This window comes from Kribbella sp. NPDC020701 (genome assembly GCF_055562215.1).
Genome location: NZ_JBVHFT010000007.1, coordinates 274,701 through 293,537, shown reverse-complemented (window position 1 = coordinate 293,537; position 18,837 = coordinate 274,701). Strand labels below are relative to the sequence as shown.

The 18,837-nt window shown below is 68.7% G+C and carries 17 protein-coding genes and 1 tRNA gene; 13 read left to right on the top strand and 5 right to left on the bottom strand.

The window, feature by feature from the left end:
- Positions 1-24: 24 nt before the first annotated feature.
- The 3 genes from ACZ3HV_RS19240 to ACZ3HV_RS19230 are packed head-to-tail and all read left to right on the top strand — an operon-like array spanning position 25 to position 5,760.
- The gene (locus tag ACZ3HV_RS19240; protein ID WP_465686077.1) at positions 25-1,542 is read left to right on the top strand and encodes a DHA2 family efflux MFS transporter permease subunit; all 1,518 of its coding nucleotides are present in this window, start codon (positions 25-27) and stop codon (positions 1,540-1,542) included.
- Positions 1,539-2,165, top strand: a complete 627-nt coding sequence (locus ACZ3HV_RS19235) for an acyl-CoA-like ligand-binding transcription factor (protein WP_465686075.1) — start codon at positions 1,539-1,541, stop codon at positions 2,163-2,165. The genes ACZ3HV_RS19240 and ACZ3HV_RS19235 overlap by 4 nt, the downstream gene beginning before the upstream one ends.
- A gap of 55 nt (positions 2,166-2,220) precedes the next feature.
- On the top strand, positions 2,221-5,760 hold the full coding sequence (locus tag ACZ3HV_RS19230; protein ID WP_465686073.1) for a PQQ-dependent sugar dehydrogenase: 3,540 nt from the start codon (positions 2,221-2,223) through the stop codon (positions 5,758-5,760).
- A 6-nt stretch (positions 5,761-5,766) separates the two neighbouring features.
- Here the strand turns inward: ACZ3HV_RS19230 and ACZ3HV_RS19225 are convergent, their stop codons facing one another.
- Positions 5,767-6,615 carry an SAM hydroxide adenosyltransferase gene (locus ACZ3HV_RS19225; RefSeq protein WP_465686071.1) on the bottom strand — a complete coding sequence of 283 codons (849 nt, stop codon included), beginning with the start codon at positions 6,613-6,615 and terminating at the stop codon, positions 5,767-5,769.
- A gap of 162 nt (positions 6,616-6,777) precedes the next feature.
- On the bottom strand, positions 6,778-7,950 hold the full coding sequence (locus ACZ3HV_RS19220) for a Gfo/Idh/MocA family protein (protein ID WP_465686069.1): 1,173 nt from the start codon (positions 7,948-7,950) through the stop codon (positions 6,778-6,780).
- 172 nt (positions 7,951-8,122) lie between these two features.
- Between ACZ3HV_RS19220 and ACZ3HV_RS19215 the strand changes: the two genes are divergently transcribed.
- From ACZ3HV_RS19215 to ACZ3HV_RS19200, 4 genes are read left to right on the top strand one after another with little or no spacing between them, the layout of a single operon-like run.
- Positions 8,123-8,965, top strand: coding sequence for an SGNH/GDSL hydrolase family protein (locus ACZ3HV_RS19215; RefSeq protein WP_465686067.1), 843 nt, complete (start codon positions 8,123-8,125; stop codon positions 8,963-8,965).
- 10 nt (positions 8,966-8,975) lie between these two features.
- On the top strand, positions 8,976-9,692 hold the full coding sequence (rph, locus tag ACZ3HV_RS19210) for a ribonuclease PH (protein WP_465686065.1): 717 nt from the start codon (positions 8,976-8,978) through the stop codon (positions 9,690-9,692).
- Positions 9,689-10,294, top strand: coding sequence for an RdgB/HAM1 family non-canonical purine NTP pyrophosphatase (rdgB, locus tag ACZ3HV_RS19205; RefSeq protein WP_465686063.1), 606 nt, complete (start codon positions 9,689-9,691; stop codon positions 10,292-10,294). Before rph ends, rdgB begins: the two co-directional genes overlap by 4 nt.
- A 4-nt stretch (positions 10,295-10,298) precedes the next feature.
- Complete coding sequence (locus ACZ3HV_RS19200; protein ID WP_465686061.1) at positions 10,299-10,886, top strand: hypothetical protein; 588 nt, start codon at positions 10,299-10,301, stop codon at positions 10,884-10,886.
- Positions 10,887-10,904: 18 nt separating this feature from the next.
- Here ACZ3HV_RS19200 and ACZ3HV_RS19195 read toward each other — a convergent pair.
- From ACZ3HV_RS19195 to bcp, 3 genes are all read right to left on the bottom strand, one after another.
- Positions 10,905-10,985 (bottom strand) — tRNA-Leu (locus tag ACZ3HV_RS19195).
- A gap of 50 nt (positions 10,986-11,035) precedes the next feature.
- A complete protein-coding gene (locus ACZ3HV_RS19190) occupies positions 11,036-12,640 on the bottom strand; it encodes a substrate-binding domain-containing protein (protein ID WP_465686059.1) in 1,605 nt (534 codons plus the stop codon).
- A 370-nt stretch (positions 12,641-13,010) separates the two neighbouring features.
- Positions 13,011-13,478 carry a thioredoxin-dependent thiol peroxidase gene (bcp, locus tag ACZ3HV_RS19185; protein WP_360358966.1) on the bottom strand — a complete coding sequence of 156 codons (468 nt, stop codon included), beginning with the start codon at positions 13,476-13,478 and terminating at the stop codon, positions 13,011-13,013.
- A gap of 186 nt (positions 13,479-13,664) precedes the next feature.
- On the opposite strand from bcp, the gene ACZ3HV_RS19180 reads away from it, so the two are divergent.
- From ACZ3HV_RS19180 to ACZ3HV_RS19155, 6 genes are all read left to right on the top strand, one after another.
- Positions 13,665-15,263 carry a circularly permuted type 2 ATP-grasp protein gene (locus ACZ3HV_RS19180; protein WP_465686057.1) on the top strand — a complete coding sequence of 533 codons (1,599 nt, stop codon included), beginning with the start codon at positions 13,665-13,667 and terminating at the stop codon, positions 15,261-15,263.
- Positions 15,264-15,279: 16 nt separating this feature from the next.
- Positions 15,280-16,224: an alpha-E domain-containing protein gene (locus tag ACZ3HV_RS19175; RefSeq protein ID WP_465686055.1), complete on the top strand. Its 945-nt coding sequence runs from the start codon at positions 15,280-15,282 to the stop codon at positions 16,222-16,224.
- Positions 16,221-17,096, top strand: a complete 876-nt coding sequence (locus tag ACZ3HV_RS19170) for a transglutaminase family protein (protein WP_465686053.1) — start codon at positions 16,221-16,223, stop codon at positions 17,094-17,096. Before ACZ3HV_RS19175 ends, ACZ3HV_RS19170 begins: the two co-directional genes overlap by 4 nt.
- 4 nt (positions 17,097-17,100) lie before the next feature.
- Entirely contained in the window at positions 17,101-18,144 is a 1,044-nt protein-coding gene (locus ACZ3HV_RS19165; protein ID WP_465686051.1) for a glucose 1-dehydrogenase, read from the top strand.
- 93 nt (positions 18,145-18,237) lie between these two features.
- A complete protein-coding gene (locus tag ACZ3HV_RS19160) occupies positions 18,238-18,501 on the top strand; it encodes a DUF3618 domain-containing protein (protein WP_360358976.1) in 264 nt (87 codons plus the stop codon).
- On the top strand, positions 18,498-18,836 hold the full coding sequence (locus ACZ3HV_RS19155; RefSeq protein WP_465686048.1) for a GroES family chaperonin: 339 nt from the start codon (positions 18,498-18,500) through the stop codon (positions 18,834-18,836). Before ACZ3HV_RS19160 ends, ACZ3HV_RS19155 begins: the two co-directional genes overlap by 4 nt.
- Position 18,837: the final 1 nt, after the last annotated feature.

Below are 18,837 nucleotides of genomic sequence, written 5' to 3'. Positions count from 1 at the left end.
GTTGATCTCAGAAAGGTGCCTGTCATGCCCGCAGCAACCCTCGACCCGCGCCGGTGGTGGGCGCTTGGGGCGATGTCGCTCAGCCTGATCGTGATCGGGCTGGATCTGACCGTGCTGAACGTCGCGTTGCCGACGCTGGCGACCGAGCTCGACGCGTCGACGAGTCAGCTGCAGTGGTTCGCGAACGCCTACACGCTCGTGCTTGCCTCACTGCTGCTTCCCGCCGGGCTGCTCGGCGACCGGTATGGCCCGAAGCGGTTGATGCTAGGTGCGCTCGTGGTGTTCGGGCTTGCCTCCGCGGCCTGCGCGTTTGCCGACTCGCCGGGCGAACTGATCGCGGCGCGGGCAGCGCTCGGCATCGGCTCGGCGTTCCTGATTCCGCTGTCGATGTCGTTGCTCAACCTCCTGTTCGCGCCAGAGGAGCGCCAGCGTGCGATGACGATCTGGCTGATGGCGAACTCGATCGGCATCCCGCTCGGCCCAGTGCTCGGCGGGTGGCTGCTCGACCACTACCGCTGGGGCTCGATCTTCCTGATCAACCTGCCGCTGGTCGCGATCGGCCTGCTCGCGGTGGCGCTTCTCATTCCGCTGACTCCAGGCCACCGTTCGCGGCGGATCGACGTACCGGGGATCCTGCTGACCGGTGCTGGGCTCGTGTCGCTGACCTACGGGTTCATCGAGGCAGGCGAGCGCGGCTGGGGCTCGGTGTGGGCGATCGGTGGGATCGCGGCCGGCGTCGTTCTGCTGGCGGCGTTCGTCGTGTGGGCACGGCGTACGTCGGACCCCTTGGTCGACCTGGGTCTGTTCCGATCGGCGGGCTTCACGTGGGGGACTGTGCTCGCGACGATGGCGTCGTTCGCGTTGGTGGGTCTGCTGTTCGTGCTGCCGCAGCTGTTCCAGGCCGTGCAGGGCGCGGACGCGTTGCAGACCGGGCTGCGGTTGCTGCCGATCATCGGCGGACTGCTGATCGGAGCGAAGGCCGCCGAGCGACTGGTCACCGTGGCGGGAGCGCGGGTCTCGGTGGTCGTCGGCTTCCTGCTGATGCTGCTCGGGCTGGCGATCGGAGCCTTGACCGGAGTCGGCAACGGCTATGGGTTCACGGCGGTCTGGGTCAGCCTGGTCGGGGTCAGCATCGGGTTCACGCTGCCGCCGATGAACGGGCTGGCGCTCGCGGCCCTGCCGATCGAACAGAGCGGATCCGGGTCCGCGCTGATCCAGGCGTGCCGGCAGGTCGGCGGCACGCTCGGTGTCGCGATTCTCGGGACGGTGCTGAACGCGGCGTACCGGAACCACCTGGACGTCGGCGGTCTGCCGCCGGCCGTGGCCGACGCGGCCCGCGAGAGTGCGTCGGCCGCGGTCGCGATCGGCTCGCCGGCTCTCACCCGATCTGCACGCGAAGCCTTCGTGCACGGCATGGACATCACGCTGTGGGTGTGCAGCGGGCTCGCCCTCGTCGGGATCGTCCTCGCACTGGCCTTCCTGCCACGCCGTACCTCGCCTGCCGAGCCGGAGCAGCAGGAAGTTGCCACAATCGGGGCATGACGACGGAGAAGCCGCCCGGGCTGCGGGAGCGCAAGAAGGCGAAGACGCGGGCGGCCATCCAGGAGCACGCGCTGCGGTTGTTCCGCGACCAGGGGTACGCCGAGACGACCGTGCAGGAGATCGCGGCCGCGGCCGAGGTGTCGCCGGCGACCTTCTTCCGGTACTTCGCGACCAAGGAGGACACCATCGTCCTCGACCGGCTCGACCCGCTGATGATCGAGCTGTTCCGCGCCCAGCCGCCCGAGCTCGACCCGACCGAGGCCCTTCGGGCGGCGATCCGGCAGAGCATGACCACCCTGTCCGAGGACGAGTGGGAACTGGAGTCCGAACGCCAGCAGCTCGTCATGAACGCCCCCGAGCTCCGCGTCCGGATGCTCGACCAGCTCTACGCCGGCATCGACCTGCTCGCCGACCTCGCCGCCGAACGCACCGGCCGCGCCCCCACCGACTTCGCCGTCCGAGCCTGGGCCGGCGCCGTCATCGGCGTCGTCATGGCCACCTACCAAGACGCCGCCGATTCCCCCATGCTCGACTACCTGTCCACCATCGACAAAGCCTTCACCCTCCTGCAACAAGGCGTCCCTCTTGCCGCCGTGACAGGATCGGGCCCACACTCACACTGAGACTGGGGCACGTGGGGGCGCGTGATTCGCGGGACGTGTGTGGGGGGTGGGGGCGGTGGTACGTCGCCGTACGGGGAAGACACTGGGGATCCTGCTTGCGCTGGCGCTGGCCGTGGCGAGCCTGCTGGTGATGCCGGGTCCTGCGGTCGCCGCGACGCCGGCGCATGTCCAGAGCCGGGCCAAGGAAATCAGTTCGGGCACGCTCAACAGCCTGGCGTTCTCGTCCGCGAACACGGCCGGGAACCTGATCGTCGTCTACCTGATCTGGAACACGAACGCGACGGTCACACTCACCGACACCAAGGCCAACACGTACGCCGCGGCGGCACCGGTGACGCGGTGGAACAACAACACCTGGAGCTCACAGGTCTTCTACGCAAGGAACATCGCCGCCGGCGCGAACACGGTGCGGGCCACGTTCTCGAGCTCGATCACCGCGTGGGCGGACCTGTACATCCACGAGTACTCGGGCTTGGACAAGTCCGGTCCGCTGGACGTATCGGCGGCCGCGGTCGGGACGGGCAGTGCGATGAGCAGCGGTACGGCGACCACCACCAACCCGTCGGACCTGATCTTCGGCGCGGGCGCGTCCACCGGCACCGTGACCGCGGCCGGCGCCGGGTTCACCAGCCGGCGCGCCAACTTCGGCAACCGGACCGAGGACAAGGTCGTCGGTACGGCGGGACCGTACAGCGCGACCGCCACCCAGAGCGGCGCCGGCTGGGTGATGCACATGGTGGCGTTCAAGAGCGACTCCACACCCGCTGACACGACGCCACCGACAGTCGCCGTCACGGCGCCGGTCAACAACGCCACGGTCAGCGACATCGTCACCGTGTCCGCGGATGCCGCCGACAACGACCGCGTCGCCGGTGTGCAGTTCCTCGTCGACGGTACGGCGAACGGGCCGGAGGACACGGCTGCGCCGTACGCACTGACGTGGGACAGCCGCACGGCCGCCAACGGCGCCCACACGCTCGCGGCGCGGGCTCGTGACGCGACCGGGAACACGACGACGTCGGTGATCGTCAACGTCAACGTCTCCAACACGAACTACTTCCAGAACGAGATCCTGGCGACCGGGTTCGACCTGCCGACGACGTTCGAGTTCTTGCCCGACGGCCGGATGCTGGTCGCGGAACTGCAGGGCCGGATCAAGCTGCTGGCGCCGCCGTACCTCACGCCGAGCCCGACGCCGTTCCTGCAGATCACGAACATCGGTCAGGCCGGTGTGCAGCAGGGCATCTACGACCTCGTCCTCGATCCCGCGTTCACGACGAACCACTACTACTACGTCTTCTACACACTCGGTACGCCGAATCACGACCGGGTCTCCCGGTTCACCGCGAACGCGGCCCTGGACGGCACGGTGCCCGGCAGCGAGTTCGTGCTGTACGAGGACCCGCAGGACGCGAACGCCGAGCACCACGGCGGCGCGCTGAACTTCGGCAACGACGGCAAGCTCCTGTTCACCACCGGCGAGCACTTCGTCCCGTCCGCCGCGCCGTTGCTGACCAGCCCGCGGGGCAAGGTGCACCGGATCAACACCGACGGGACCGCGCCGACGGACAACCCGTTCTACGACGGTGCCGGGCCGAACGTCGACACGATCTGGGCCCGCGGCCTGCGCAACCCGTACCGCGCGTACTACGACCCGCCGACCGGCCGCCTGTTCATCGGCGATGTCGGCGGCAACGATCCGGCCACCTCGAAGGAGGAGATCGACCTCGGCGTCCGCGGCGCCGACTACGGCTGGCCTGCCACCGAGGGACCCTGCGCGGCACCGTGCACCAGCCCGCTGTTGTGGTACCCGCACGGCGGTCGGGACGCCGCGGTCACCAGTGGCTTCGTCTACCACGGCACCGCCTTCCCGGCGGCGTACCGCGGGGCGTACTTCTACGCCGACTACACGCAGAACTGGATCCGCGGCCTCACGCTCGACGCCAACGGAGCCCTCACCGGCACCTTCAACTTCGAGCCCGCCGACGGCTCGGTGGACGGACCGTACGGTGACATCGTCTACCTGGCCGAGGGACCGGACGGCGCCTTGTACTACGTGGACCTGGGCTACTCCGACGAGAGCGGCACGTACGGCGTGAGCAAGATCCGCCGGATCAAGTACGTGCAGAACAACCAGGCACCCGTGGTCAACGCGTCGGCCACCCCCACCTCGGGCCCGACCCCGCTGGACGTGTCGTTCTCGAGCGCCGGGTCGTCCGACCCCGAAGGCCGGCCGCTCACGTACTCGTGGTCGTTCGGAGACGGTACGACGTCCACCGAGCCGAACCCGACGCACACGTACCCGACCGCCGGGGCCCACCAGGCCCGGCTGACGGTCTCCGACGGCGTCAACACGTCCCTCTCGACGCCCATCATGATCAGCGCCGGCAGCGTCCCGACGGCCACGATCCTCTCGCCGGCCGACGGCGTCCACTTCCGGGCCGGGGACGTGATCACCTACAGCGGTGCGGGCAACGATCCCGACGACGGCGCGCTGCCCGCGAGCGCCTTCACCTGGAACATCGACTTCCTGCACGACGGCCACGTGCATCCCGGTACCCCGATCACCGGGGTCACCGGCGGCACCTTCACCATCCCGGTGACGGGACACGACTTCACCGGGAACACCAGGTATCGCATCACCTTGACGGTCCGCGACTCGACCGGCCTGACCTCGACGCAGTCGGTCACGGTCTGGCCGGACAAGGTGAACCTGAGCTTCGACACCGTGCCGACCGGGCGGACGCTGTACCTGGACGGCATCGCGCGGACCACGCCGTTCGTCGCCGACACCCTGATCGGCTACAACCACGTCGTCGAGGCGCGTAACCAGACCGCGGGCAACACGTCGTACACGTTCTCGTCGTGGTCCGACGGCGGCGGTCAGCAACACACCATCACGGTGCCCGACACCCCGCAGAGCTACGTGGCGACGTACACCGCGACGCAACTCCCGACTGGACTGGTCGGTGCGTGGGGCTTCAACGAGGTCTCCGGTACGACGGCCAGCGACTCGTCCGGCAGTGGGAACAACGGGACGATGTCCGGTGCCGGTGTTACCAGGACCACGGCCGGCAAGTACGGCGGAGCCCTGTCCTTCAACGGCTCGTCGGGCAACGTGACCGTGCCGAACGCCGCCTCGCTCAACTTCAGCTCCAGCTACACCCTCGAGGCCTGGGTCAACCCGACCGCACTGAGCAACTACGAGACCATCCTGATCAAGGAGGTGACCGGCGGCTGCGGGTACTGGCTGCAGACGACCGGCAACCGCATCGCCAGCGGATTCAGCAACGGCGGATGCCGTGAGTTCGTCAGCACGACACCAACCGTGCCGCTCAACCAGTGGTCGCATCTGGCCGCAGTCTTCAACGACACCGCGAACACGTACACCCTCTACCTCAACGGCACGGCGATCCTGACCGCGGCGCAGACCGTCTCGCCGGTCCCCAACACCCAGGCACTGGTGTTCGGCCAATCCGCCTGCAGCAGTTGCGGCGGCGAACGCTGGCGCGGGCTGATCGACGACATCCGCATCTACAACCGCGCCCTGACCACCACCGAGATCCAGGCCGACCGGGACACCGGAATCAGCTAGCGCCGGTCACGCCGCGTACTCCACGGCAGTACGCCGCAGCGGCCGGTCGCCGGCCTGGAGCCCGAACCTGCCCGCAGCCGAGCCACCGCGCACCACCAACTCGACGAACCCCGTGCCCGAGCTGCCCACGATGAGGCCCGCGGCACCACTCGGTACGGCGGTCAGGTGGGAGTAGCAGGTGACGTCGACCTCGTCCGTGGTGCCGTCGGGGTTGCGGCGGGTGACGGGGAGGGACTTGCCGAGGGCGAAACCGAGGTCCTCGGGTCGGCAGGCGAGTTTGCAGTTGCCGAAGTTGTCGACGACGCTCACGGTCGGGTCGTCGTCGAGCGTGTGAGGTACGGCGGTCTCGGTCGCGGGGACCGCGTGCCCGTCGGCGACCCACTTGGCCAGCAGAGGCAGGTACCACAGGCTGCGGAACTGGGTGCCGACGATCTTGTCGATCTCCGTGGCGCTGAAGTCGGCCCACGCGCCGGCCGCCTCGACGACCTCGCGGATGTCGGTGACGTAGACGCGGTCGACACCGAGTTCACGTCGTACCAGGGACAGCGCGCGAGCGTTGAAGGTACTGGCGACCAGGTGGCGCCCGTAGGTGAAGAAGCAGAACGGGACGCCGTTCGGCCAGACGCCGTCGCGGGGCGCGATGTTCAGCAGCGTGATGGTGGGATGGCCGGCCTCGCCCAACGTGGTCGCGGATTGTAGACAATCCAACAGGGTGAGTGCGGCGAACGACTCCGGATCGGGCCCGTCGGCCGCGACGATGGTCGGCGACTGCCCGAACAGGGCGCCGATCCGGGTGCTGAGTCTGGCCCGGGCGTTACCGTCCGAACAGTCGGTGAGATAGGTGATCGGGTACATGAAGGCTCCTGGTGTCTGCAGCTGAGGACAAAAAGAGAGAGGCCCCCGACATCGGGGGCCTCTCGCTGCAAGCACATGCGCCTACGCCGCTAGAGTCCTCCGCATCGAGGGCTCAGCATTCGCACAGCGGCGTACCAGGTCATGTCGGAGACAGTAGCACCCTCACCGCGACTGCCCGTTGTCGAAATAGGTGACGAGGGCCGGGTCCAGCGCCGGGATGTCGATCGGGGTGCCGTTGGAGCGCAGCGAGGTGGTCGCGGCGTAACCGGCGGCGACCGCGGCACGGGCCGCGACCGGAGAGGTGAGGGTCGTCCCGCCGTCGCGGACGAACCGGATGAACTCGGCCACCAGGTGCGGGTCGGCGCCGCCGTGGTGGTCGGTCTCGCCGGAGATCTCGACGACCTGGTCGGCGTCCTCGCGGTAGCCGGAGCGACGGCTGTTCCAGACCTTCACCACGCCGCCGGCGGTGTCGCCGAAGTTCTCCAGCCGGCCGTGCGTGCCGATCACCGTGTAGTTGCGCCAGTAGTCCGGCGTGTAGTGGCACTGCTCGTAGGTGAGGAAGACCCCGTTGTCCAGCAGGAGATTCGCCATCGAGATGTCCTCGACGTCCATCACCGGCGCCAGGCCCTTCTGCTCCAGCGGCGGCCAGTTGCTCTCGCTGACGAAGTCGCCGAACCGCTGCCCCGACCGGTCGAGCCGATCCTCGATCCCGCCATAGAGGGTGAGGGCGCCCATGGCGTTGACGCGGGTCGTGTAACCGCCGGCCAGCCAGTGCATCACATCGATGTCGTGGGCACCCTTCTGCAGCAGCAGTCCGGTGGTCCGGCTGCGGTCGGCGTGCCAGTCCTTGAAGTAGAAGTCGCCGCCGTGGCCGACGAAGTGCCGGCACCAGATCGCCTTCACGTCACCGATCGCGCCGTCCTGGATCAGCTGCCGCATCGTCAGGACCACGGGCATGTGCCGCATGTTGTGCCCGACGTACAGGCGGGCGCCGGAGTCGTACGCCGCCTGCAGCACCCGGTCACATCCGTCGGTGGTGATCGCCAGCGGCTTCTCCACGAAGACCGAGACACCCGCCTTGAGGAAGTCGATCGCCGGCTCCTCGTGCAGGTCGTCCGGCGTGGTCAGGAAGACCCCGTCGAGCTTCTGGTCGAGCAGCTCGGTGTGGTCGGCGTACGCCGCCGCACCGGGGTAGCGCTCCACGGCAAGATCCCGCTGGCCCGCGACCGGGTCGCAGACTGCGACGATCGCGGAGCCCTCGCCGGGCTTGTGGGCGTACTGCGCGATCCGGCTCCGGGAGCCGAGTCCCACCAGACCAAACCGAAGATCACTCATCAGCTAGCAACTCCTGCACATAGTTGTTTGCAACACCCTAACTCCGAGCATTTCCGTCACTCAATGGTGATCCGATCCCCAATGCTCGGTTGGTGTTGACATGACGGCAACCTCGGTCTCACCGGGACCTCGCTCCGTGCCGTCACCGTGGCGGAATGTGAGCCTCCACTACGTGGCACTGGGGGACTCGACCACCGTAGGGGTCGGGGACCCGATGAACGGCAACAGCACGACCGACCTCTCCGGTGCCGGCGCGCGCCCGGGCGAAGGGTGGCGGGGCTGGGCCTCGCTGCTCGCCGACTCCCTGGCCAGCTCCCACCGTGTGACGTTCTCCAACTTCGCGACCAGCGGTGCGACCGTGTCCGCGGTGGCGACCGAGCAACTGCCCGAGGCCTTGTCCGCCGGTCCGATCGACGTCGCCTCCCTCATCGTCGGGGTCAACGACACCCTGCGATCCAGCTTCGACGCGGGCCGCATCCGGGACAGCCTGCAGCTGTGCGCGGAGCAACTCACCGCCCGCGGCGCATTGCTGCTCACCGTCCGCTTCCACGACCACGGCCAGGTGTTCGGCCTGCCGGTCTGGCTGCGGCGGCCGCTGTGGCAGCGGATCGAGCAGGTCAACCTCGCGTACGACGACCTGCACGCGAGGTACGGCGGGATCCGGCTGGACATGGCCGACTACCCCGAGGTGTACCGCCGGGACTTCTGGAGCATCGACCGGCTGCACCCGGGCGAACGCGGTCACCGCAAGCTGGCCCGGGCGTTCGCCGACGAACTCGCGCGGCGCGGGCTGCGGATCGACGTACGGCCGGAGCTGGACTGCGCGTACCGGCCGCCGAGCAAGTGGGCGGACGCGGTCTGGCTGGTCCGGGAAGGCGTCCCCTGGCTCGGCCGGCGGGCCAGCGACCTGGTTCCGTGGGCGGCCCGGATGGCCGTCACGCAGTTCCGTCCGACGCCCAGCCCGCTGGCGCTGCCGCCGTCCACCGGTTCGGAGGTCCAGCGCCTGGAGGCATAGGGTCTGATGCATGGCACGTATCGATGGACGTACCCCGGATCAGTTGCGCCCTGTCACCCTCACCCGGAAGTGGCTCGACCACGCCGAAGGGTCGGTGCTGGTGGAGTTCGGGCGGACCCGGGTGCTGTGCGCGGCCAGCGTGACCGAGGGCGTGCCGCGGTGGCGGAAGGGCTCCGGCCTCGGCTGGGTCAGCGCCGAGTACGCGATGCTGCCGCGGGCGACGAACACCCGCTCGGACCGCGAGTCCGTGAAGGGCAGGATCGGCGGCCGGACGCATGAGATCTCCCGGCTGATCGGCCGCTCGCTGCGCGCCGTGATCGACTACAAGGCCCTCGGCGAGAACACGATCCTGCTCGACTGCGACGTACTCCAGGCCGACGGCGGGACACGGACCGCGGCGATCACCGGCGCGTACGTGGCCCTCGCCGACGCGGTGTCGTTCCTGCGTGAGCGCAAGCTGCTGAAGAGCGAGCCGCTCACCGGCTCGGTGTCCGCGGTGTCGGTCGGCATCATCGACGGCGCTCCGATGCTCGACCTCTGCTACGAGGAGGACGTGCGGGCCGAGACGGACATGAACCTGGTCATCACCGGCGACGGCAAGTTCATCGAGGTGCAGGGCACGGCCGAGGGCGCGCCGTTCGACCGCGCCGAGCTGGACAGCCTGCTGGAGCTCGGTACGGCGGGCTGCGCGGAGCTGACGAAGGTGCAGCAGGAGGCGCTGGCGTGAGCAAGATCCTCCTCGCCTCGAACAACACGAAGAAGCTCGAGGAACTGCGCCGCATCCTGACCCCGATCGTGCCGGGCATCGAGGTGCTCGGGCTGGGCGACGTACCGGCGTACGACGAGCCGGCCGAGACCGAGCCGACGTTCGAGGGCAACGCGCTGCTGAAGGCGCATGCGGCGCTGGCGGCGACCGGATTGCCGTCGATCGCGGACGACAGCGGCATCTGCGTCGACGCGTTGAACGGGATGCCCGGCGTACTGTCGGCGCGCTGGGCCGGGCCCTTGAAGGACAACCACGCGAACAACCTGCTGCTGCTCGGGCAGCTCGAGGACGTACCCGACGAGCGCCGCGGTGCGTCGTTCATCGCCGCGGTCGCCTTCGTCCGGCCCGACGCCGCCGACGAGCTGGTGCTCGGCGAGATGCGCGGCTCGGTCATCCACGAGTTGCGCGGGACCGGCGGGTTCGGGTACGACGTGCTGTTCCAAGCCGACGGGTATGACCGGACCACGGCGGAACTGTCGATCGAGGAGAAGGACGCGATCAGCCACCGGGGCAAGGCGTTGCGTGCGCTCGCCCCGATCGTCGCGAAGGCGCTGGGAGGGTAACGCCATGTTGTTCGCCGGATCGGATCGCGACGGGGTCGCGAACGGAAAGATCACCGTTGCGTACCGGCGGTGGGCCGAAGCGCGCGTGGTCGAGGGCCGGATCTACCGCACCAACGCGGGCCGGATCGAGATCGACAGCGTCCGCCAGGTGAACCCGGAGCTGATCGCCGACACTGACGCCGACGTCGCCGACGCGGACCGCCGCAACGCCAAGGACGTCCGCCGTCGCCTCCGTGGCGACGACAGCCAGCCCACGTTCCTGATCCGCTTCCACCTCGTCGAAGGCCCTGACCCCCGCGAGCAGCTCGCGGCCCAGACGACCCTGACCCCCGACGACCTCGCGGAGCTCACCGACCGCCTGACCCGCTTCGACGAGGCCAGCCACCACGGCGCCTGGACCACGGACACCCTCCGCCTGATCCAGTCCCAGCCCGCCGTCCGGGCCGCCGACCTGGCCGCCTCGGTGGGCCGCGAGACCGCGCCGTTCAAACTGGACGTCCGCAAACTCAAGAACCTGGGCCTGACCCACAGCCTCGAAGTCGGCTACGAACTGAGCCCCCGAGGCACCGCCTACCTGGCGACCTTGGATTAGGAATTCGCGTCACGCGGGTGCCAGAGGCGGGACTCGAACCCGCACGCCCGGGGGCACCGGCACCTAAAGCCGGCGTGTCTGCCGTTCCACCACTCTGGCTGGAGGGGCTGCTCCCCCTCGGACAGACATCCTAAGGGGAGCAGCCTGCGTCAGCGGCTTTGCAGGGCGTCGATGAAGACCTGGCGGAGGTCGCCGGGGTTGCGGGCGACGTAGGACAGACCGCCGGTGGCCTTGGCCAGAGTGCGGAGCTCGTCCGGGTTGGCGTCGGGACCCATGCCCAGGGCGATGATCCGGACCGGGCGGGCCGGGTCGGTCAGGCCCTCGAGCGTCCGCACGGTTTCCTGCAGAGTCGGGCTGCCCGGGTCGTCGTTCTTGCCGTCGGTGAACAGCAGGATCGAGTTGACCGCCTTCGAGTCGTAGTTCTTCCGGACCGCGCGGACCGCCGCGATCGCGGTGTCGTACAGGCCGGTGCCGCCGTTCGGGACCGCGTGCTGGATCTTCAGCTGGCTGAGGATCTTGCTTCGCTGCACGGCCGACAGGGGAGCGATCGGGACCAGTTCCTTGTAGTCGGCGTCGTCCGGGCCGATCTTGGTCGAGAACGTCCACAGGCCGAGCGAGGCGCTGTTCGGGAACAGCGACAGGCCGCCACCGGCTGCCTCGATGGTCAGCTGCATCCGGGTCTTGCCGAGGACCTTCTCCGCCATCGAGCCGGAGATGTCGATCACCGCCAGCGAGTGCGTGGACAGCGACAGCCGGGTCCAGTTCAGCAGCGTCTTGTCGATCGCCTCGGCGGTCGGCTTGGCCAGCTGGTTGACGTCGCCGACGCCCCGGCCGCCGCTGAGCGGGCTCTGCGAGGAGTCCCGGAAGCCGGCGTCGTCGCGAGCCTGCCCGAACGCGTCGGACAGCATCTCGCCGGCCAGTGCGTTCGCGGCCGAGGTGGCCTGCTCGGTCTCCGACTTCGCGGTGACGACGATCGGGTAGTCCAGGAAGAGCGTTCCGGTGCCCGGCACGATCGCTTTGAGCTGCGCCTCGGGGTGCTGCTCCTGGTACTGCACGAAGCTCTGCTCCGACGCCGGGATGACGGTCTGGCTGTCAGCCTGGGCGGCGCGGCCGAAGACCACGTTGACGTCGGTGTACGGCTTGGCCATCGAGCCGAGGCTCTGCGCCAGCGGCACGACCAGCTGGTTCACCAGGGTGTCGGGCGCGGACGTCTTCTGCCGCTCCGACTGGATCGCCAGCAGGGCGAGCGCGCCGGGTGAGGTGCTCAGCGGGTCCAGCAGGGCCGGCGCCTTGACCCCGGCGAGGCTGCGCAGCCAGGACGAGGTGTCGGCGAAGTTCGAGTTCCGGCCGACGAGCACCAGCGGTGAGGTCGCGATGGACGGTACGGCGATGGTCGGGACACTGTCGCCGTCATCGGCCTGGGCGACCCACAGCGACGAGTCCGGGACCCACAGGTCGGGCCGGCTGTCGGCGCCGTTGGCGACGTCCTGGGCGACCTTCGACGAGGGAGCCGCGGTGATGGTGAACTGCAGACACGGAGTGCCGTCCTTGCCGCCCTTGCTCGACAGCGACTTGGCGGCCGCTTCCAGCGAGGACTGCATCTCGGGCGTCGTGGTCAACTGGATCTGTGCCGGGTCGTCGCACGACTTGGAGCCGCCGAGGAAGCCGTCGGCTCCCGACTCGGATCCGAAGGAGCGAACCACGAACACGGCGCCCAGAGACAGCACCAGTAGCCCGATCGCGGTGATGTACACCGACCGACGGTTGTTGTTGTTACTTCGCGTGACCGCAGAGGAATGTTTTCCCATCGCGGCAGGTCCCTCCCTCCCAGAGGCTGACTGCGCGCGCAGATTACCCGGTTTCGGCTGGTCACGGCGAAGGTCCCGGCCGTTCTTGACACACCCTTCGCTGGACGCGGGTGGTCCGGGGAGTATCGCTCTTTCGCAGGAACGCTGGAAAACTCACCGACGGTAGTCCTTCGGCTGCGGTCCGGTGAGATCAGCGTGTGACCCAAATCACACGAACGACTTGGCTCAAACGACCGTTCCATGGACCACGCACATGAAACGGTCGAAGGTTTCCCTCCGGACTACGTCCTGACAAGGTTGTCTTTCACCGCCTGGCTTACAGACCGAGGTCGCGCCGGAGCTTGGCGACGTGACCGGTCGCCTTGACGTTGTACTGGGCTACGGCGATCTTGCCCTCGGGGTCCACGACGAAGGTGGACCGGATCACGCCGGTGACCTTCTTGCCGTACATGGTCTTCTCGCCGAAGGCGCCGTACGCCGTCAGGACGTCCTTGTCCGGGTCGCTCAGCAGCGGGAACGTCACGCCGTCGCGCTCCCGGAACTTGGCCAGCTTGGCCGGCTTGTCCGGTGAGATCCCCAGTACGGCGTACCCCGCGGCCTGCAGCGAGTCCAGCGAGTCGCGGAAGTCGCAGGCCTGCTTGGTGCAGCCCGGGGTCATCGCGGCCGGGTAGAAGTACACGATCACGTTCTTCCCGCGCAGGTCCTTCAGTGCCACTTCGTTGCCGTCGGCATCGGGCAGGGTGAAGTCGGGTGCGGTGTCGCCGGCGGACAGACGTTCGGACATCAGGCCCTCCACAGGGGGATCTAGTGAACTGCTCGCAATGTTACGTGCGGAATAACTGCCGAGCCGTCAGGGTGCGAGCGGAGCCGGAGTGGGTGAAGATGCGCAGATGAGCGAGCGGAGCGAGGTCATCATTCAACACAGCGCCCTTCGAGCCTCATCCGCGCCCGGAGCGAAGCGAGGACGTGGATGAGCAACGCATCCGCCCGCCCCGCGGGTCCCCAGTTGTTCGACGGGTATCTGGACCCGCGCCGCCCGCACGCCGGTGCGTACGACGAGATGTTCGACCCGGTCGACGGCGTCCGTACGGCATACAAGCGGCTGCACGACTCACTCACGCCACTGCAACCCGCCGACCTCACTACCCGGGCCGATGCGCTCGACCGGGCGCTGGTGGACCAGGGCATCACGTTCAGCCTGTCCGGGGAGGAGCGACCGTTCCCGCTGGACCTGGTGCCGCGGGTGATCACCGCGTCGGAGTGGTCCCGGCTGGACCGCGGCATCGTGCAGCGGGTCCGGGCACTGGAGGCGTTCCTGGCCGACATCTACGGCGAGCAGCAGATCGTGGCGGACGGCGTTCTGCCGCGGCGGCTGATCACCTCGTGCGAGCACTTCCACCGGCAGGCGGCGGGTATCGCGCCGCCGAACGGCGTCCGCATCCACGTGGCCGGCATCGACGTGGTCCGCGACGAGCAGGGTGACTTCCGGGTGCTGGAGGACAACCTGCGCAGCCCGTCCGGGGTGTCCTACGTGATGGAGAACCGCCGGACGATGGCCCGGGTGTTCCCGGACCTGTTCGCCAAGCACCGGGTGCGGGCGGTCGGCGACTACGCCGTACATCTGCTCAGGTCGCTCAGGGCTGCGGCTCCGCCGAGTGCTACCGATCCCAACGTCGTGGTGCTCACGCCAGGCGTCTACAACTCGGCGTACTTCGAGCACTCGCTGCTCGCGCGCCAGATGGGTGTGGAGCTGGTGGAAGGGCGGGACCTGCTCGCCCGTAACAACGTGATCTACCTGCGCACCACCGAGGGCGAGCAGCGGGTGGACGTGATCTACCGGCGGATCGACGACGAGTTCCTGGACCCGGTGCACTTCGTACCGGACTCCGTGCTCGGTGTCGCGGGCCTGGTGAACGCGGCCCGGGCCGGCAACGTGGTGATCGCCAATGCGATCGGCAACGGCGTGGGCGATGACAAGCTGATCTACACGTATCTGCCGGAGATTCTGAAGTACTACCTGGGTGAAACGCCGCTCCTGCCGAACGTGGACACCTACCGCTGCTGGTTGCCCACAGAGCAGGCGGAAGTGCTGGACCGGCTGGACGAGCTCGTGACGAAGCCGGTGGAGGGCTCTGGCGGCTATGGCATCGTCTTCGGGCCGGACGCGTCGACGAAGGACCTGCAGGCCCAGCGGCGACGGATCAAGGCCAACCCGCGCGGCTGGATCGCGCAACCGGTCGTTCAGCTGTCCACCGTGCCGACCAAGGTGGGTGAGCGGCTGCAGCCGAGGCATGTGGACTTGCGGCCGTTCGCGGTGAACGACGGCGACTCCGTCTTCGTACTGCCCGGTGGGCTGACCAGAGTGGCGATTCCCGAGGGCAGTCTGGTTGTGAACTCGTCACAGGGCGGCGGGTCCAAGGACACCTGGGTGCTGGCGCCCAGAGCGTCCGGTGAGGACGCGGAGCTGCGCGGGCAGGGCCTGGGAGCGACCGGGCTCAAGTCCGACGAGGCGTCCACGCCAGAGCGCGGTCCGGAGCTGAACGTCGCCCAACAGCAGCAGCAACAGTGATGGGGAGGTGCTGACGATGCTCGCACGCAACGCCGAGTCGCTGTACTGGATCGGCCGGTACGTCGAACGCGCGGACGACACCGCGCGGATCCTCGACGTGTCGGTCCACCAACTGCTCGAGGACGCGACCGTCGACGCGGACACGGCCAGCCGCACGCTGCTCGCGGTTCTGGGCATCACGCCACCCGACGGAACCCCGCTGGACGTGTGGGGACTGACCGAGCTGGTCGCGATGTCGCCGGAGTCCGGCTCGATCGTCTCCTCGATCGGCAGCGCCCGCGAGAACACCCGGGTCGCCCGCGAGGTGGTGTCCAGCGAGCTGTGGCAATGCATCAACGCCATGTGGAACGCCGTACCCGAGCGGCAGCGAGCTGCGCGCCGGGTGGGGCCGCACGAGTTCTTCACGTTCGTGGAGGACCGGGCCGCGATGTTCGCCGGGCTGGCCGACTCCACGATGAGCCGGGACGACGGATGGCGATTCCTGGTCCTCGGACGGTCGGTGGAGCGGGTGGACATGATCGTCCGGCTGCTGATGTCGCGTGTGGGTGACAAGCCGACATCGCCGGGCTGGGTGACAGTCCTGCGTTCCGCTGGTGCACATGACACGTACCTGCGGACCTATCGGGGTGCACTGGATGCGTCCCGGGTGGTGCAGTTCCTGTTGCTGGACAGACTGTTCCCGCGGTCCGCGTTCCACGCACTTATGCAGGCGGAGTCCTGCCTCGAAGCGCTCGACCATGGACCCTCCGCCCGGATCGGTGCGGGAGCCGAAGCCTCACGGCTGTTGGGTAAGGCCCGGAGCGATCTGGAGTTCCTGCGACCGGCCGAGCTGCTCGACGACCTTACCGGCAGACTGCAGGCGCTCCAGACCACAGTCCGCGAGGTGGGCGAGGCAGTGTCGCGTCAGTACTTCCATGCGGTGCCCTGGATCGAGTGGAACAACGCGGAGGTGAACCTGTGAAGACCGGGGCGGTGGGGCGGGGAAGGAATCAAGCATGGCGTCTCCGGGTAGTCCACACCACCGGCTACCGGTATGCGACCGCCGTCACGCAGTCCTACAACGAAGCACGGCTCACGCCACGCAGCGATGCCCGGCAGAACCTCATGGTCGCCCGGCTGGAGACGGTTCCCCCGACCCGTGCGTACAAGTACACGGACTACTGGGGTACCGAGGTCAACTCGTTCGACCTGCACACTCCGCACACCGAGTTGAAGGTCGTCGCGGCGTCCGTGGTCGAGACGACCGCGGAGCCACCGCCGGCCGTCGACGCGAGCTGGCCCGACATCCGGGCCCACGAGACCCTCGACAGGTACGCCGAGTACCTCGAGTGGACCGACTACGTCCCGAAGCACCGTGAGCTGGCCGCGGTCGCCAGGTCCCTGCGCACCGGCCGTACGCCGCAGGACACGGTGCTGGCCGTTTCCCAGTGGGTGCACGACACGCTGAAGTACCAGCGCGGCACCACTGGGGTGCACTCGTCCGCCATCGACGCGTGGCAGGCCGGTGAGGGCGTGTGCCAGGACTACGCGCACCTCACGCTCGCCATGCTGCGCGCGGTCGGCGTACCGGCGCGGTATGTGTCCGGCTACCTGCACACCAAGCCCGACGCCGCCGTCGGTGAGACGGTGGTGGGGGAGAGCCATGCCTGGGTGGAGGCGTGGACCGGTGACTGGTGGGGCTTCGATCCGACCAACGACATCCCGATCGGCCACCGGCACGTGTGGGTCGCGACCGGCCGCGACTACGCCGACGTGTCGCCGCTGAAGGGCATCTACTCCGGTGGCGCGGCGACCGCCATCGAGGTCACCGTCGACATGACCCGGTTAGCCTGAGCGCATGCGGGCCATGACAGTCACGCCGGGGAAAGCCGACTCGGCCAGGGTCGAAGAGGTACCAGCGCCACCCGACGGTGATGGATCGGTCCTGGTGGAGGGCCTGTTCACCGGCATCTGCGGGACCGACATCGAGTTGGTCTCCGGTGCGTTCGGGAGCGGTAGGCCGGGCGCCGACCATCTTGTCCTCGGCCATGAGTCGCTGGGCCGCGTGTTGGAGGCTCCAGCAGGTTCTGGCTACGGCAGTGGGGACCTGGTCGCCGGTGTGGTTCGCAGGCCCGACCCGGAGCCCTGTCCGGCCTGTGCACGCGGTGAGTGGGACTTCTGCCGCAACGGGCTGTACACCGAGCGCGGCATCAAGGAGATGGACGGGTACGGCGCTGAGCGGTGGCGCGTGGACCCGTACTTCGCCGTACCGGTCCCCGGTGAGCTCGGGCACCTCGGCATACTCGTGGAGCCGGCCAGCATCCTCACAAAGGCTTGGGAGCAGGTGGACCAGGTCGGCGGGCGGTCGTGGTTCGGGCCGAAGCACGTGCTCGTCACCGGTGCCGGACCGATCGGCCTGCTCGCCGCACTGATCGCCAGCCAGCGTGGGTACGACGTGCATGTGCTGGACCGGGTCGTGGACGGGCCGAAACCGGAGCTGGTGCGGGCACTTGGTGGGACGTACCTGACCGACCTGAGCGACCTGGACGTCGTACCCGATGTGGTGATCGAGGCGACCGGGGCCGGGCAGGTGGTGTTCGACTGCGCGAAGCTGCTCGCGCCTGCCGGAGTGATGTGCCTGACCGGCATCTCACCCGGACCGGCGTCGATCGACGTCCAGCTGGACGCACTGATCCGGCAACTGGTGGTCCGCAACGTGGCTCTGGTCGGGTCGGTGAACGCGGGTAAGCGCCACTACGCGGACGCTGTGGACGTGTTGCTCGCGGCCGACCGGTCCTGGCTGGAGCGGCTGATTACGCGGACCGTGCCGCTGTCGGACTGGCCGTCGGCACTGGTCCGGGAGCCGGATGACATCAAGGTGGTCGTGGACTTGCGGGGATGACCTGCGAGGATGGGAGCAGACAGGGGCAGGCCCGGCCATCCCGGGGCAGGCCCGATAGGTACGGTGTTGTTTTGTAGATGGGAGCGTCGACAGGTGTCGGACACGAAGGCTCGGACCGCCGAGCAGATCGAGGCGGACATCGCCGCCACCCGGGCGCGCTTGGCCTCGACCGTGGACGAGCTGGTCGACCGGGCGAACCCGAAGAACGTCGCGCTGCGCCAGGTCGAGCAGGCCAAGGCCCAGGTCTTCGACGAAAGCGGTCAGTTGCGCACCCAGAAGATCGTCGCGGTCGGTGGCGCCGCGGTCGGCGTGATCGCCGTCCTGCTGCTGATCCGCCGGCTGGTGGGTCGCCGGTGACTTCTCGCAAGCGGCTGTCCGACGACAAACTGCCGATCCGGATGCTGCACGACCGGGTGCTGGTCTCGGTCGAGCAGGAGGGCGAGCGGAAGTCGTCGGCCGGCATCCTGATCCCGGCCACCGCGCAGATGGGCCGCCGGCTCGCCTGGGCGAAGGTGGTCGCGATCGGCGCCAACGTCCGGACCGTCGAGGTGGACGACCGGGTCCTGTTCGACCCGGAGGACCGGGCCGAGGTGGAGGTCCGCGGCGACGACTACATCCTGCTCCGCGAGCGCGACCTGCACGCGGTCGCGGCCGGCCGCCTCGAGGACGGCCAGACCGGCCTCTACCTGTAGG